This is a genomic window from Acidobacteriota bacterium (genome assembly GCA_016716435.1).
In the GTDB taxonomy this organism is placed as follows: Bacteria; Acidobacteriota; Blastocatellia; order Pyrinomonadales; family Pyrinomonadaceae; genus OLB17.
In genome coordinates this window covers 73,579-89,366 of the sequence record JADJWI010000004.1, presented here as the reverse complement: position 1 = coordinate 89,366, position 15,788 = coordinate 73,579, and the positions used below count along the sequence as shown (strand labels likewise).

The following is a 15,788-nucleotide window of genomic DNA, read 5'->3' as shown; positions in this document are numbered from 1 at the left end:
ATGCTACTGGTGCCGCCTATATGAAAAATGCGAAAGGATTTGTTCCCTTAAGCGTGATCCGCCTGCGGTTCGGGCCGTCGATGGTCAAAACCTGTTCTTTAAGTTAAAGTATTCGTAAGGTGAATCGTCCCTCCACGCAGGCTTGGTCAAAGATGACGGTGTCATCGTTCGATGCCGTATTGACCGCCTCGCGGAGGCTGCAGTGTGCATCGCAAACACCATCGTCAGTATCTTCGAGGGTCGTAACCCGTAGTATTGTCCCGCTCACGTCGGACGAAAGGGCGAAAAAAAGGCCGAGAAACAGTAACAGAAGTTTGCTGAAATGATAGATACGCATTTTCATTTAACTAAGAGGCCGGACCCCCGGGACCGCCGCGGGGGCGGGGCCACAAAAAAACGGAAACCCCCCGGACCCCAAAAAAAATAGGCCCCCCCCCCCCCGCCCCCAAAAAAAGGGCCCCCAAAAACCCCCCCCGAAAAAGTTCCCCCCCGCCGCGGGGGGGGGACCGCGGAACCCCCCCCGCCCCCGGGCGGGACGAAAAAGGCCCCCCCGGCCGGAAGAACGAAAAAGGGAAAAACCCCGAAAGGGCCCGGGGGCCGGAGGGGGCGGCCCCAAGGAGGCCCCCCCCCGGGGGGCCGCCCCCCCGGGGCGGGAACCCCCCCCCGCCGGGGCCCCCCAAACGCCCCCCAGGGGGGGCGGGCCCCCCCGGAGGGGCCCCCCCCGGGGGGCCGCCCCCCCCAAAACCCGGGGCCGGCCCCCCCCAGGGACCCCCAAAAACGCCCCCCCCGCCGAACGGCCCGCCACCCGCGAACGAAGCGGCCCCCGTGGGCCCCCAGGAGGCCGCCCCGCGGCCGCCCCCCCCGCCAAAAGGGGGGGCGGGGCCCCCCCCCCCCCGGGGCCGAAAAAAAAAACCCGGCCCGCCCCCCCCGGAAAAAAAGCCCGCCGCGAAATTCCCCCCGAAAGGACAACACCCCCCCCGAAGCAAGCCCGGGGGGCCCCCCGCCGCCCAAAAAACCCCGCCCGGGCCAACCGCCGAAACAAAAGCCCCGCCCGAAGGGCCCCCGCCCCGGGAAAAAGCCGCCACCAAACCCCCCGCCAAAAACCCCCCCGCGGGGGGGGGCCCCCGCCCCCGGGGGGGCCAAAAGGCCCGCCGGGCCCCCCCCGCCGCCAAAAAGGGGGGGGCCAAGCGACCCGCCCGGGGGGCCCCGGGAAAAAGGGCCCCGGCCCCCCCCCGGAAGGCCCCGGGCCGAGGCCCCCCCCCCCCCCCCCGGAGCCCCCCCCCGCCCCCCCCCCCCCCCCCCCCCCCGCCCACCCCCCCAAAAAACCCCCCCCCCCCCAAAAAACCACGGCCCCAAGCCCCCCCCCAAAAAAAACCACCCACCCCCAAAACCCCCGGGCCCCCCGCCCCCAACCCCCCCCCCCCCTATTACCCCCCCGCCAGGCGGATATGCAAAAGACTTGAACGGAGAGCCAAGAATAGGTAGGTGCATCGCGGCCTGCTCTATCAAAACGAGCAACGACAAACTTTTAAAAAGGGCGGCGGCGCCGTTTCCGTCGCGGGGCGCGCCCCGGCGCCGCGAGCGCCGTATTCCCGTCGAGGTGTGCCCAGGCCCCGGGCCCGAGAGCAAACGAGGCACCCTTCTTTGCCCCGGCAACCTCTTGCCCTGTTGACCCCCGCCCGCGTCCCCCCCCCGCCCCCCCCGCCGTTCCCGCCGGGGAAACGAAAAGCGAAGACCGCGACAGGCCCGGTCAACGCTTTCCGCCCGCCGCGACAGTTAAAAAAAAAAGCCGCAAAGGAAAAAGCGGAGACCCCCCCCCCTTTTTGAATCCTTCCCCCCCCCGGAGAAAAAAACCGCCCGGAAGAAACCCCCATGCTTTTGAGCATAGAATTCATCATCCTTAGTATAACTTTAAGTTCTCAGGTTGTGAATGCTTTTCATCGGGGCCCGAATTCGGTATCATCTAAGAAATGCAATTTCGTCTCATAGTGAAAACACGCCGAAGGGCGATCAGCCGGAGGCGATCCGGCAGTTGGTTGAGGGTATAAATGGCGGAGCAAAAGATCAGGTTCTGCTTGGTATAACGGGCTCGGGCAAGACCTTCACGATCGCGAATCTGATCCAGCAGACGCAGCGGCCGACGCTCGTGCTGGCCCATAACAAAACGCTGGCGGCGCAGCTTTATCAGGAGTTCAAAGGCTTTTTTCCGGAGAACGCGGTCGAGTATTTCGTTTCGTATTACGACTATTATCAGCCCGAGGCATACGTGCCGGCGGCCGATCTTTACCTTGAAAAAGAGGCGACGATAAACGATGAGGATCGACCGGCTGCGGCTATCGGCGACACGTGCGCTCTTTGAGCGGCGGGACGTTATTGTCGTCGCGTCGGTCTCGTGCATTTACGGCCTTGGCGATCCGGACGCTTATTTCGGGATGCTGATGTTCATCGAGCCCGGGCAGCAACTTCGTCGCGAGGACTTTCTGCAAAAGCTGGTCGAGCTTCAGTATGAACGGGTGAATGTCGACTTTGACCGTGGTACGTTTCGAGTCCGCGGCGATGTAGTCGAGGTCTATCCGAGCTATCAGGACCAGGCGTACAGGATCGAGTTCTTGGGGTGATGAGATCGACTCGATCTCGACCATCGACCCGCTGCTCGGCGAGGTCATTTACAAACACACATCGCGGCTGCCGATCTACCCAAAGACGCACTATGTGATGTCAAAGGACACCATCAAGCGGGCGGCGAAGACCATCCGGGCGGAGCTCGACGAGCATGAAAAGGTGCTGGTCGAGGTGGGCAAGATCGTCGAGGCACAGCGGCTCCATCAGCGGACGATGTATGACCTTGAGATGATCAAGGAAATGGGCTTTTGCCGCGGCATCGAAAATTATTCGCGGCACCTGACCGGCAAAAAGCCCGGCGAGCCGCCGCCGACCTTGCTCGACTATTTGCCGAAAGATGCGCTGATGGTTATCGACGAATCGCACCAGACGATTCCGCAGCTTGGGGCGATGTTCAAGGGCGACCAGTCGCGAAAAGGGACACTTGTCGAGTACGGCTTCCGGCTGCCCTCGGCGCGCGACAACCGTCCGCTGAACTTTGGGGAATTTGAAGAACGCCGCGGGCAGACGATCTACGTTTCGGCAACGCCGGGGCCGTTCGAGCTTGAGCAGACCGAGGGCGAGGTGATCGAGCAGATCATCCGGCCGACGGGCTTGCTCGACCCGGTCGTCGAGGTCCGGCCGGTCAAAGGGCAGATCGACGACCTGCTTGAGGAGTGCCGCGTGCGGGCGGAGCGGAACGAACGCGTTCTTGTAACGACACTGACGAAGCGGATGGCCGAGAACCTGAGCGAATATTTTGCCGAGGTTGGCGTGAAGGTTTCGTACCTGCACAGCGACATCGAAACGCTCGACCGCATCAAGATACTCCGCGATCTGAGGCGCGGCGAGTTTGACGTATTGGTCGGCATCAACTTGCTCCGCGAGGGGCTCGACCTGCCCGAGGTCTCGCTGGTCGCGATACTCGACGCGGACAAAGAGGGCTTCCTGCGTTCGGAGCGATCGCTGATACAGACCATCGGCCGGGCGGCTAGAAACTCCGGCGGCCGGGCGATCCTCTACGCCGATAAGATAACCAAGTCGATGGACTACGCCATCAGCGAAACCAATCGGCGGCGGGCGATTCAGGAAGCCTACAACTCCGAGCACGGCATAACGCCGACGACCATCGTCAAGCCGATCGAGGCGACGCTTGTAACGGCCTATGAGGCGGATTACTTTAAGGTCCCGCTCGACCTTGAAGGGATCGAGGAATATTCGCCAAAGCAGCTTAAAGAGACCATCACCCAACTAGAGGCCGATATGCGGGCCGCGGCGAAGGAGATGAAATTTGAACGCGCCGCCGAGATTCGGGACAAGCTAAAGTACCTTCGGGAAAGGGAACTTGTTGTTCGGTAGGACGCGTTTCGGGTCGAACTAGGAGCCGAGGTCGTACAAAAAAAGACGGGATGTTTGATACGATAGAAGGACGCCCGTTGCGGCAAGTATGACCAATCGATTAATCAGTTTTTGGATCGAGCTTAGGGCGTCGCTGTGGTTTGTCCCCGGTTTGATGATCGCCGCGTCGATCGTCTTGGCACTGGTGCTGGTCGAGGTCGATTCAACGATCGGCAACGATTGGACCTCGCGTTATCCGCTTTTGTTTGGCGTTGGTGTTGATGGGTCGCGGGGAATGCTGACGGCCATTGCGTCGTCGATGCTGACGGTGGCTGCTCTTGTTTTTTCACTTACGCTTAATGCGGTAAATCAGGCTTCCGGGCAGTTCACCCCGCGTATCTTTCGCAACTTTCTTCGCGACAGGGCGAACCAATTCGTCTTGGGATATTTTGTCTCCATTTTCGCGTATTGCCTAGTTGTTTTGCGAACGATCAGAAGCGGCGACGAGGAGAAATTCGTTCCTTCGATCGCGGTCGTTACGGGGCTGGTTCTGGCGATCGGCGGCATCGTCGTTCTGATCTTTTTTATTCACCACATCTCTGCCTCGCTCCAGATCAGCAATATTATCGGCGAGATAGTCGATGAGACAAAGAAGAGCATCCGTACTCTGTTTCCCGATGATCTCGGCAAGCCGGCGGCCGAAGATGATGACGAGATAGATGATAAATTGGATGACGTTGAGCGTGATTGGATAAAGGTGCCATCGTCGCGATCGGGATACGTTAAGCTGGTTGACATTGACGATATGGCCGAGTTTGCGGCCGACAACGCCTGTGTTGTTCGGATGGAAGTAGGGGTTGGTTCGTTTGTCGGCACGGGCTCGCGGATCGTTTCGGTATTGCCGCTGGATGACAAAGAGTTTGGTGACGATAAAATAGAAGAACTCAACGATCTTTTGTGGTCGCGAGAGATCGACCATTGAGCAGGATGTTGGGTTCGGGCTTCGTCAACTTGTTGATATTGCGCTTAAGGCTTTGTCACCGGGCATCAACGATACGACGACCGCCGTCAATTGCATCGAGAACCTCGGGGAATTGATGGGCGAACTCGCATCAAAGAAATTCCCGGACAGGGCCAGGGTTGCGGATGGCAAGCATTTGATCATTGTGAACGCCCCGGGGTTTGCCGATTTTCTCGGAACGGCCTTTGACCAGATCCGCATGAGCGGCAAGGGCAATTCGGCAGTCTTTTTGAAGCTTGCGTCTGCGATCGAGCTTGTGGCCGAGCGAACTGGCTCGCGGTCACGCCGTTCTGCACTTATAAGCCAATTAATGCTGACCGCGGAATATGCCGAAATGACGCTGGAGACCGAGGACGAGAGGCAACGAGTAAAGAAGCGGATAGACCACGTACGTGCCGGTTTATTAGCGGCTGTCTTAGAGACTGGCGAAGACGCTTTGGCGTAATTTGGAAGGTAAATGGTTGTTAAGCCGATGCACTGAGAGACGCAGAAGGTTAAAGGGCCGGTAGGCAAACTTAGGTATGCAAGTGAAGACGCAGGTTGAAGACCTGCAAAATTATCTGACCGATGCGAGCAACATGCCCGGCGGGCACGCGGAGCGGCTTATCATTCCCGAGACGGCGGATGAAGTTGCCGCCGTGCTTCGCGAGGCGAGCGAAGCGGGAGCGACGGTCACGATCTCGGCCGCTCGGACCGGCACGGTCGGCGGTGCGGTGCCGTTTGGCGGCTATGTCATTTCGCTCGAGCGGCTCAATAAGATCAAGACCATCGATAAAGCTGCAATGACGGCTGTCGTCGAGCCCGGCGTTCTTTTGGCTGATCTTATGAAAGCAGCCGAGGCTGAAGGGCTTTTTTATCCGCCGGACCCGACCGAATGGAGCTGCCAGATCGGCGGGACGGTCGCGACGAATGCGTCGGGTGCGAGGAGCTTTAAGTACGGAGCGACGCGGGAATTTGTTATCGGCTTGACGGTCGTGCTTGCCGATGGCGATGTTTTGCGATTGCGTCGCGGCGAGGTGTTCTCGAATGGTGACGGTGTCGTTACACTCGCGACCGAAAGCGGACGTATTATCACGGCAAAGGTCCCGACGTATAAACGGCCGAATGTGCGAAAGAACGTCAGCGGATATTTCAACGAAACGCCGCTCGATGCGATCGACCTCTTTATAGGAAGCGAGGGGACGCTCGGGGTGATCACCGAGATCGAGCTACGGCTCGTTGCAAAGCCCGAAGGCTTTTTTTCGGGTGTCGTTTTCTTTGAGCGGCACGGCGATCTGCTGGGGTTTGTTGATGAGGTGAAAGCGGCGAGCAGAGGGAACGCCCTTTCTGACGAGCAGGCTTCTGCAAGTTTGGTTGAGTATTTTGATGACCGAGCTTTGAACTTTATCCGCGAGAAGTTTCCGGAGACGCCGGAGGCGATGGCGGGAGCCGTTTATTTCGAGCAGGAGACGACTGCCGAGACGGGGGATGCACTCTTTGAGGCGTGGAATGCGATGCTCGAGCGGCACGGTGCGGACATCGACCGCTCGTGGTTTACGACCACCGACGCCGACCGCGAGAAGATGCGGGCCTTTCGCCATGCGCTGCCGGTGGCGGTAAATGAACGCGTCGTCCGAAATAGGCAGAAAAAGATCGGGACCGACATGGCCGTGCCGGACGAGAACTTTCCCGGTTTTCTTAAGTATCAGAAGGAAATGCTCGATGCGAGCGGCATCGACTACGTAATTTTCGGCCACATCGGCGATTGCCATCTGCACGCGAACCTGCTGCCGAAAACGGACGAAGAGGCGACGCGTTCGCGGCACATTTACGGCCGTTTTGTCGCCCAATCGATAATGCTCGGCGGCTGCGTGTCGGCCGAGCACGGCATCGGGAAGCTGAAGTCGAAGTATCTTTACGTCGTGATGGGCGAGCGGTACCTGAATGAAATGGCCGAGCTTAAGAAGGCGTTCGACCCGAAGGGAATCTTGGGCCCCGGGAACATGTTTGGTATGGACTATCGGCTTTAACCGGCCGCCAAAAGGCGGGACTCGTAACAACATTTGATCAAAGCAGTTTTAATGGATTGGAACGGCGTCGTCATTGATGACGAGCAGGTGCAGTGCGAGGCTTATCGCGAGGTGATGAAGCCCTACGGCATCGAAATGACCGACGAGGATTATTACTCGCGGATGGGGATGAACGACCGCGTGTTTGTTCGCTCGATGTTTGAGGCGGCGGGCAAAGAGATATCAGAAAGTGATATCGACTCGGTCGCCGGGGCGAAGACGGCCCGCTGGCGGGAGAGCGTTCAGCAGAGCGTGCCGCTTTTTGAGGGCGTTGAGAACTTCATCAAGAAGACCTCGACCGAGCTCGACCTCGGCATCGTCAGCATGGCAAAGCGGGAAGAGATCGAGCTTGTGCTCAGCCTGACGGGCCTTGCGCCATATTTTTCGGTCGTGCTGACGGCGGAGGACATCCACACCTACAAGCCCGATCCGACATGTTACCGCGAGGGCTTTCGGCAGATCGATCTCGCCCGCGTGGCGAAGGGCGGGCTGCCTATGGTACACGAAGATTGCCTCGTGATCGAAGATTCGCCCGCCGGAGTAATGGCCGGAAAGGCCGCCGATCTTCAGGTGCTCGGCGTGGCGAACACGGTCTCGGCGGAAGAACTTCGTGCGGCAGGAGCCGGAGCGGTGGCGAAACGGCTCGACGACTGGATGCCCGAATCGCTCCGCCGAGTTTTCAATTAGATTTGCCACAGAGGACGCAGAGACATTGAGGTTTTCGGCGTGTTGAGTCTTTGGTTGCGGGCTCGGCGAGTTCGGGCTCGATCTGCCGACAGTTTGCTCGGTTCGCTCGCGACCGATCGCACCAAGAGCCCACAGTTTCTCTGTGACCTCTGTGGCTTAGAACATTATGTCTGAAAGATTTGTGACAAGGGCTGCGGCTGAGGCGGATGTGTTGGCGGCGGCGGCTTTTATTGCAGAGCGGATGCCGCAAAGCGACGACCGCGCGGAGGCCATCTCGGCGGTGGTGCCGCGGTTTCTTGCGCGGGGCGAGGTCGATCTTGCGGCGAGCCTCGCGGATACGGTCGATGATCCGCACGTCCGCGACCGGCTGCTCATCGCGGTGGCGGCGAAGTGTGCCGAACTCGACGACGACGAATACGCGATGCAGCTTGCCGAGGCGATCGAGGAATACGGGCTGCAGTCGCAGGCTCGCGAGGCGATCGCTCTGATCAAGGCCGCGAAAGGCGACCTCGAACGGGCCCGCGAGATAGCCGCCGAAGTGCTGCATCCGGATGAGGTGCTTGCCGGCATCGCGATCAAGCAGGCCGAATCGGGCGACGAAGAGGCAGCGACGGAAACCCTTGCGGCGATAGATTATCCCGCTTCCGCAGCCGGGGCATTGATGGCGATGGCGGCGATGCGGCTCGCGAAAGACGACACACTGAAGGCGGCCGAGTATCTTGAATCCGCGGCGTCGCTCGGGCTTGAGATAGAGCACGAGGAAGAGCGGATCCGCATGTTGACGGACATCGGCAATGCTTTCATCGACGCAAAGCGGGGCGACAAGGCGATCGAGACCTTTGAGCGTGCCCGCGTTTTTGCCGAGGAGCTCGACAACGTTCATCGCGATGCGCTGCTTGCCGCTGTCGCACAGGGGCTGATGCGGGCAGGCAGCGTTGACCTCGCGGACCGGACGCTCGACGCCGTTGCCGATAAGACGCAGATCGCGAATACACTTCTTGGTTTTGCCCGCGAATATTGGCGGCGGGACGAGAAGGACGAAGCCCTTGAGGCACTCGACGAGGCTTACGAGGTGCTGCGTTCGCAAAAGGACACCGAGACCCGCGACAGCAAGGCGAAGTATGTCTTATTCGGCTCGATCGCGGCCCAGTTTGCGGGCATCGCCGATATCCGCGGCGAAAGCAGCCGTGCGATCGCACTCGCAAACCTCGCGGACCTTCACGAAAAAGGTACACAGCTTTCGGAAACGGACGCGGACGGACTCCGGCCGATCCTTGTCCAAAACCGAATGTAGATGACCGCGGGATTCACTTGAGTGACTAACTTCTCAGAAAATGGCTATCTCATTACGGAGAAGGTGTTTGAGCACTCGGAAATGGATTCGTTTATTGATCGGCTTGGGGTGCTGAATGCCGAGCCGGAGCGGCCGGGCTATCGCCACCTTATGGCTGACCCTGCAGTTCGCAGTTTGGCTAGTGACCCACGGTTGACCGAGCTTGTCGATAGTATTTCTGGCAAGCGCTTGATACCCTTCAAGGCGACGCTCTTTAACAAAGCGGGCAAGGCAAATTGGCTTGTCGCATGGCACCAGGACACTACACTTCCCGTGGTCCGGCCGCCGAGTTCCAATGACTGGGGAATTGCGACGATAAAAGACGGAATTACATTTTGCCAGGCTCCGGCACGAGTGCTTCGCGAGATAGTTGCCCTTCGTATTCACATCGATGATTCGGGACCGGACAACGGTCCGCTACGTCTCATCGCCGGCTCGCACAAAGAACGATTATCAGACACGGAGATCGATAGGGTCGTAACCGATGGACCGCAGGTTACGTGCACGGTCGCGAAAGGTGGGGTCATCGCGATGAGCCCGTTGATCGTCCACGCTTCGTCAAAATGTATAAGCGACCGGCCACGTCGCGTTCTGCATATTGAATACGCTCCCGCTCTTGAACTTTTCGATGGCGTCGAACTCGCGATCGCCTGATCAAAGGTCGTTGGCGATGAGGTCTTCGAAGGTGTCGCGGCGGCGGATGAGTTCGGCGGTGCGGTCGGCCTTTGTCATGACGACGGGCGGAAGGAAGCGGCCGTTGTATTGCGAGGCCTGGGCGAGCGAATAGGCACCGCAATTGAGCAGGGCGAGCACCTCGCCGGGTTCGACGTTTTCGGGCAAGAGCCGGTGGTCAGGCAGCCTTCCTTCTCCCTCGATATCAAAATAGACATCGCCGCCGTCGCATAGCGGGCCGGCAAGTTTGTAGGGCGTTTCGTGCGGCTCGCCGGCACGCTCGGCTGAGACCAGATGGTAGTACCATTTGTAGGTCTCCATCGAAAGCAGGATGTTGAAGCCGGCGTCGGTTAGGAGCCAGTGGTCAGTGGTCAGTGGTCGGTGGTCAGATGCGAGAACCACCCCGTCAGCCGAAGCGGCGGCCACCCCTCCTTCGTAAGGAGGGGAGCTTTGATGAACGGGACGTTCCTTGTGATTGCGGACCGTGGTCAGGCAGATGGCGGCGTCGGCGATGATGGAGCGGCCGGGTTCGAGGAGAAGCGTAATGCCTTCGAGCAGATCGACGACGTTTTCGGCTTCGGCTTTCTTGAGGACCGCGGCCCAGGCGGCTCGCATCGCCTCGGCGGGCTCAAAGTCGGCGGCAAACATCTCGCGTTGTTCGGCGGGGAAGTCGCCGGCCTGCGCACCGTCGCGGAGATAATTTACCGGGAAGCCGCCGCCGAGATTGATGTGCTGCAACCGGATCCCGGTCTCGCGATAGATGCGGAGCAAGGCACCAAACATCTCGTCAAACGCCTGTGTGTAAACCTCGGGCGAAGGGTTTTGCGAGCCGACGTGCAGGTGAATGCCGCTTAGGTTCAGGTGTTCCGAGTCTTTATATCGTGCGAAAGCCCCGAAAGCCTCGTCCGGCATCATTCCGAATTTCGAGGTGAGCATTGCGGTCTGCAGGCCGGAGTGGGTCGCCGATTCGATGCCCGGGACGAGCCGGAGGCTGACGTTCGCCTTTTTGCCGAGCCGCGTGGCCGTTTCTTCGATCAGCGAAAGCTCGTAGAGCGAATCGACCTGGATCGCATAAACGCCGTTCTCGATCGCGAGTTCGATCTCCCATGCCTCTTTGCTCAGGCCGTTGAAATTTAGCTGGTCGCCGCGGAAACCGGCTTTCAAAGCTTTCCAAAGCTCGCCGCCCGAATTGACCTCAAGGTCGCAACCCGCATCGCGCACCGAACGAAGGACGCCGAGCGTGGACATCGCCTTCGCTGCATAACAAAGCTTGAATCCGCAGCCGACAGCCTCGCCGACCCGCTTGAGCCGGTCGATGTTGTGGCGGATCCGCGGCTCGCTATAGAGGAAAAGCGGCGTGCCGTATTCGCGGGCAAGCGCGACGGCGTCGTGGCCGTCAATGTGCAGCCGCCCATCGCGGACGGTAAGAAAATCGTCAATTCGCCACGACGCCATTAATGGACACCTCCCGGAGCTATTCTGATGTCCGGGGCAGCTATCGTAACCAAGTACGGAAACCCTTCACAGCACGGTGAGTCAGTCGTACCTTCTTCGGCAAAGCGATATATGATCGTTATTTGTTTCGTTTTCGTTTCATCATCGATTTGAAACTTGGAACCCTTAGCGGCATTCACTGCTGCCTGTCGCAACAGCGGGTGACCTGAAATCGCGGTAGCTTCGCTGACCATGCCGCTTTCATCAATCAAAACGTTTACCAAAACGTCACTCCTCGCCCGAACAGCTAAGGCCGCAGGCGGAAAATTGGGTTTTGGAAGGGCAATCGGTTTAGGTAAGTTGAGCGATGCATTAAAGCCGCGTGGGTGTAAGCCCGGAAGGCTGATCGGCAGCTTTCCGGTGAACTGCTGCTGGCCGAGAAGTCCTCTTGCGGCGGCACGCTGGAGGCTTGCCATGTCGCCGTACGCGACGACGTAGGTCTTCATCTCGGGGAACGACGACAGAATGTACGGATTGCCGAAGCTGATCCCGATCACCTGCTTTCCGGCCGCGAGTGCCTCGCGGAGAATTGCGGCTCCGTTCTCGGGAATGCCGACGCTGTTCCTCGCACCCGAGCGAACGCGGCCGTAGAGCCCGACGATCACGGTGTCCGCTTCCATGACGGTCTTTCGGGCCGCGGCGGCCTGCTCGGCGAGCGAGTTCTCCTGCAAATATGCCTGTCCGAACCGGAGGCCCGCCGAGCGGAGCGTGCCGGCAAACGGGCCCATGGTCGCGGGGCCATCAAAACCATTCGAGATGCCAAAGACCGCGATCTTCTTTTCCCGATTGACCGGCATTGCACCCGCCTCCTGCCGCACCAATGTGATAGCACGTTGTGCTATCTCATCGGTCAGCCGGTTCGTTTCGGGACCGCTGACGATGCGGTCGATCTGGTCAAGCGGGGTTATCTTTTGCTCGGTCAGGCCGACGGCGTGCTTCCAGGCAAGCTGGCGGCGGACCGAGTCATCAAGCCGTGCCATCGGTATTCGTCCGCTTGCGACGGCGGCTTTCAGGCCGCGGATCATCGCGTCAACATTCTCTGGTTTTTCGAGGATGTCGGTACCGGCGAGGAACGCGCGGACGCCAGCTTCCTCCTGTGTGAAATAAAGCGTCAGGCCGCTCATCGACATCGCGTCGGAGACGATAAGGCCCTTGAAGCCCATCTCGTTTCGCAGCATCTCGGTCTGCACTTTGTGCGAAAGCGTAGCGGGGATGGTCGCCTTTTCGGTGACGATCTCGGTGCCGGGTTCGGCGTCGCCGCCCTGGTATTCCTTTAGCGGGCGGATCTCTTCGCCATCGATCTGCGGAAGCGCGATATGGGCGATCATCACCGAGCCGATGCCGCCCTCGACCGCTCGGCGGAAGGGAACAAGCTCGACGGAATCGAGCCGCGACTTGGGGAGATCGATGATCGGAAGCCCGCGGTGCGAATCGACATTCGTATCGCCATGGCCGGGAAAATGCTTGGCGGTCGCGATGACCCGCTCGCTCTGAAGCCCTTGGGCAAAGGCGACGCCGAAGCGTGCAACGTCCTCGGGGTCCTCGCCAAAGCTGCGGACGTTGATGACCGGATTATCGGCGTTGTTGTTGACGTCGAGCACGGGTGCATAAACGTGCTGAATGCCGATGGCTCGTGCCTCGCGGCCGGTGATCGCGCCCATTCGACGGGCAAACTCGGGCTCGCCGGTCGCGGCGACGGCCATTGCCCAAGGGAAGTTGGTCGCGTCCTGAAACCGCATTCCGATGCCGGTCTCGGCGTCGAGCGACATCAGCATCGGTATCTTGGCCGCCTCCTGCATTCGGTTGGCGATGTGGGTCGTTTCATAGATCGGAGCCCCGAAAAAGATGATTCCGCCGATCTTGTTTTCCGTCACGTGCCGCCGCAGGTCCTTGAAGAACCAACTGTCCTGATTGGCAAACCGGGCATTGATGCCGACGTGGATCAACTGCCCGACCTTCTGATCGGTCGTCATTTTCTTGAGCGTCCTATCGGCCCAATCCCAGGACTTTTTCGAGGGCTCGAATCGTGCCGAAGGCTGTGCCGTCACTACCTGCGGCGAGGCAAAAGCGAGGGAGGCCAGCGAAATGTTTAGGACGAGAAAAGAACTAATTAGAAACTTCATCATTACCATTATTTACGAATAGCGTTGTTATGAACGCAACTACGACTGTGATCGAACTGCCGATCAGGGCATACCACGGCCACGCGATGACCGGTCCCGGGACGAATCCATTTGATGCAAGCAGGACGTATGTCATCACCAAAATACTTACGATCATTCCGGTCAATGCGTGGACCTCGCGGGCTTTTTTAAGGAAACTACCGACAAGAAACACGCCGAGTATCGGGCCGTTGATAAGCGAGGCGACGGCGAGTGCCATGCTGAGTGCAGAGCTATTTGCGTCCTTGAGCCCGATGGCGATGGCGATCTGAATAATGCCGACCACGACCGTCAAAATACCGGCGATCCGCATCAACTGCTTATCTGATTTATCTTTCGCAAAGGGTTTATAGAGGTCGTTGACCGCGGTCGAGGCGATCGAATTTAGCGACGACGAAAGAGCCGCGGCAAAGATGGCTGCGACGACCAAACCGGAAAGCCCGGTCGGCATATGCTGGGTGATAAAGTTCGGAAAGACCTTGTCGCCGCCGGTGAACGGGAAGGTCGGTGCTGCCGTCGCGTAGCCTTCCATTCCATACGGAGCGTAGAACGCGAAGAGCAGAACGCCGATGAAAAGGAAGCCGATGAACTGGCCGAGGACTACTGCACCTGAGGTCATCAGGGCCATGATCGCGGCACTCGGTTTGTTGGTGCAGAGATATCGCTGGACGAGAAACTGGTCGGTTCCGTGGGTGGACATCGTAAGGAAACAGCCGCCGAGAACGCCGCCCCAGAATGTGTAGGTCTTGGCGAAATCGAGATTGAAATCAAAGAGGGCAAATTTGTCGTATTGCCGCCCGAGCTCGATGGCTCCGCTGATGCCGCCATCGATGCTGTTGATCAAAACGACGGCCGCGGCGACCGCACCGCCAACGTAAATCACAAGCTGCACCACCTCGATCCAAATTACCGCCTCGATGCCGCCGTAGAAGGTGAAAATGATCATCACGATGCCAAGGATCAGAATCGAGCCAACGATGACGTAGGCCGGATCGGTCGTCGGGCTAAATGCCGTATAGACCGCGGCGAGAACGATAGCCGTAAGCAGCAGCCGGATGGCGTCGGCGATGTTGCGCATTATGACGAACAGGCCGGAGGCGAGCATTTTTACTTTGCCGCCGAAGCGATCGCCGAGCAGTTGGTAAACCGTCTGCAATTCGCCCTTGAAATAGAGCGGAATAAAGACGAGCGAGATGACCACGCGGCCAACCAGATAACCGAAGACGAGCTGCAAAAACTCGAAATTTCCGCCGCGGGCGTAGGCGATGCCCGGGACCGAGATGAATGTGATCGTGCTCGTTTCGGTCGCGACGATGGACATCGAGATGGCCCACCACGGCACGTTGCGGTCGCCGACGAAGTAGTCCTCGGTCGTTTCCTGCTTTCCGGCATACCAGATACCGAAGGCGGTGATGCCGAACAGATAGCCGAAGATGATGATGAGGTCGAGTGTCTGCATTTGGTTTTATCGCCGGGCGTAATACATTCCTATATTCTTTAGCCTGCCGATATGGTCGGCTTCGAGCCAGGGAAATTCCTCGGCCGCGATGCGGGTGATATCAGATTCTGATAGCTGGCCGCGTTCTTCCATTTCGGCCAACTCGTAAATTCGACTCTCGGCCCGCTTAGCGATCGCCTCGGCCTCGCCGATCTCACCATCGGTAATGCCGGGAAATCTCGCCTTCATCCGATCGCCGATCGGCTTGTGAAAATTCTCGCCCCATTCAGTAGCGAGCTCGAGAGCGGCATTCAAGATCTCAGGGTCGTTCTCTTTCATCAAAACGGATAGATCCGTGCCCAGGTTCGGAACCAGAAAGAATCGAGTCGCTTCATCACCGATTTTGCCTCGCCGGCCTGCTTCTCGTTCTTCATTTCTAGAACATATCCATAATTGCAGCTATCGACAATTCCGTCCTTGTCTGCAAAAACAAGTAGCGTATCCCCCTTGTTGGGCAAAAGGTACCGCACTGGACAGTCACAGATCGGGCTCATGTACAGTACTAACTCCCCTGAGCGCTGCCCTTTCCATGACCTCTCTATCTTAAAGCGGACTGGTGCAAGGGTTTTCCAATCTTCCAGCAGTTCGGCCGGAATATTTGCATTGGACCGCTCTTCAAATTCGATCAGTTGCCCTGTGAAGATCACATTTGCCTCACGAAACTGCTTTCGAAGCCCGGAGACGACGGCGACACAGCCGTTTGCGGTTCCGGCGAAGAGTGCAAATGCAAAGACGAGGATCGTCGCGTATCTCATAACTCAAATTCTTGCTCGGAGGGGTCGAGCGTAAAGACTCGGATGCCCGAGCCACAGTGAAACCATCAGAAGTACCACAAAATGCACAATCCAAAAACCGAAACACGCTGATCAGTCGCCCGCAATCTACACTGCCTCATTACCGTTGGCCGTTCGATCTCGGCCGCAAAAACGGCTGC

The 15,788-nt window shown here is 58.8% G+C and carries 12 protein-coding genes and 1 pseudogene; 7 read left to right on the top strand and 6 right to left on the bottom strand.

Annotation, left to right across the window (positions count from 1 at the left end; translation table 11 throughout):
- Nucleotides 1–103: 103 nt before the first annotated feature.
- Nucleotides 104–337: a CSLREA domain-containing protein gene (locus IPM21_09900; GenBank protein MBK9164209.1), complete on the bottom strand. Its 234-nt coding sequence runs from the start codon at nt 335–337 to the stop codon at nt 104–106.
- A gap of 1,593 nt (nt 338–1,930) precedes the next feature.
- On the opposite strand from IPM21_09900, the pseudogene uvrB reads away from it, so the two are divergent.
- The 7 genes and pseudogenes from uvrB to IPM21_09865 all read left to right on the top strand — a co-directional run bounded on the left by uvrB (nt 1,931) and on the right by IPM21_09865 (nt 9,682).
- Nucleotides 1,931–3,960, top strand: a pseudogene (gene uvrB, locus IPM21_09895) (excinuclease ABC subunit UvrB).
- An 88-nt stretch (nt 3,961–4,048) separates the two neighbouring features.
- Complete coding sequence (locus IPM21_09890; protein ID MBK9164208.1) at nt 4,049–4,921, top strand: DUF2254 domain-containing protein; 873 nt, start codon at nt 4,049–4,051, stop codon at nt 4,919–4,921.
- A complete protein-coding gene (locus IPM21_09885; GenBank protein MBK9164207.1) occupies nt 4,890–5,405 on the top strand; it encodes a DUF2254 domain-containing protein in 516 nt (171 codons plus the stop codon). Before IPM21_09890 ends, IPM21_09885 begins: the two co-directional genes overlap by 32 nt.
- Nucleotides 5,406–5,487: 82 nt before the next feature.
- The gene (locus tag IPM21_09880) at nt 5,488–6,969 is read left to right on the top strand and encodes an FAD-binding oxidoreductase (GenBank protein MBK9164206.1); all 1,482 of its coding nucleotides are present in this window, start codon (nt 5,488–5,490) and stop codon (nt 6,967–6,969) included.
- Nucleotides 6,970–7,002: 33 nt separating this feature from the next.
- Complete coding sequence (locus IPM21_09875) at nt 7,003–7,695, top strand: HAD family phosphatase (protein MBK9164205.1); 693 nt, start codon at nt 7,003–7,005, stop codon at nt 7,693–7,695.
- 166 nt (nt 7,696–7,861) lie between these two features.
- Nucleotides 7,862–8,989, top strand: coding sequence for a hypothetical protein (locus IPM21_09870; protein MBK9164204.1), 1,128 nt, complete (start codon nt 7,862–7,864; stop codon nt 8,987–8,989).
- Nucleotides 8,990–9,010: 21 nt separating this feature from the next.
- Nucleotides 9,011–9,682: a phytanoyl-CoA dioxygenase family protein gene (locus IPM21_09865; GenBank protein MBK9164203.1), complete on the top strand. Its 672-nt coding sequence runs from the start codon at nt 9,011–9,013 to the stop codon at nt 9,680–9,682.
- On the opposite strand, the gene IPM21_09860 is transcribed toward IPM21_09865, so the two are convergent.
- From IPM21_09860 to IPM21_09840, 5 genes are read right to left on the bottom strand one after another with little or no spacing between them, the layout of a single operon-like run.
- Nucleotides 9,683–11,155 (bottom strand): diaminopimelate decarboxylase, encoded by a 1,473-nt coding sequence (locus tag IPM21_09860; GenBank protein ID MBK9164202.1) that lies wholly within the window; start codon nt 11,153–11,155, stop codon nt 9,683–9,685. It abuts the gene before it with no gap.
- The gene (locus tag IPM21_09855; protein ID MBK9164201.1) at nt 11,155–13,320 is read right to left on the bottom strand and encodes a glycoside hydrolase family 3 C-terminal domain-containing protein; all 2,166 of its coding nucleotides are present in this window, start codon (nt 13,318–13,320) and stop codon (nt 11,155–11,157) included. Before IPM21_09855 ends, IPM21_09860 begins: the two co-directional genes overlap by 1 nt.
- Entirely contained in the window at nt 13,301–14,815 is a 1,515-nt protein-coding gene (locus tag IPM21_09850; protein MBK9164200.1) for a sodium/solute symporter, read from the bottom strand. Before IPM21_09850 ends, IPM21_09855 begins: the two co-directional genes overlap by 20 nt.
- A 6-nt stretch (nt 14,816–14,821) precedes the next feature.
- Entirely contained in the window at nt 14,822–15,136 is a 315-nt protein-coding gene (locus tag IPM21_09845) for a hypothetical protein (GenBank protein MBK9164199.1), read from the bottom strand.
- On the bottom strand, nt 15,133–15,609 hold the full coding sequence (locus tag IPM21_09840; GenBank protein MBK9164198.1) for a hypothetical protein: 477 nt from the start codon (nt 15,607–15,609) through the stop codon (nt 15,133–15,135). The genes IPM21_09845 and IPM21_09840 overlap by 4 nt, the downstream gene beginning before the upstream one ends.
- Between the last annotated feature and the right edge of the window lie 179 nt (nt 15,610–15,788).

Excerpts from the sequence above, each read along its gene's own strand:
- IPM21_09855 (MBK9164201.1), bottom strand. The coding sequence starts at position 13,320 with ATGATGAAGTTTCTAATTAGTTCTTTTCTCGTCCTAAACATTTCGCTG.
- IPM21_09850 (MBK9164200.1), bottom strand. The coding sequence starts at position 14,815 with ATGCAGACACTCGACCTCATCATCATCTTCGGCTATCTGTTCGGCATC.
- IPM21_09840 (MBK9164198.1), bottom strand. The coding sequence starts at position 15,609 with ATGAGATACGCGACGATCCTCGTCTTTGCATTTGCACTCTTCGCCGGA.
- IPM21_09900 (MBK9164209.1), bottom strand. The coding sequence starts at position 337 with ATGCGTATCTATCATTTCAGCAAACTTCTGTTACTGTTTCTCGGCCTT.
- IPM21_09890 (MBK9164208.1), top strand. The coding sequence starts at position 4,049 with ATGACCAATCGATTAATCAGTTTTTGGATCGAGCTTAGGGCGTCGCTG.
- IPM21_09870 (MBK9164204.1), top strand. The coding sequence starts at position 7,862 with ATGTCTGAAAGATTTGTGACAAGGGCTGCGGCTGAGGCGGATGTGTTG.
- IPM21_09860 (MBK9164202.1), bottom strand. The coding sequence starts at position 11,155 with ATGGCGTCGTGGCGAATTGACGATTTTCTTACCGTCCGCGATGGGCGG.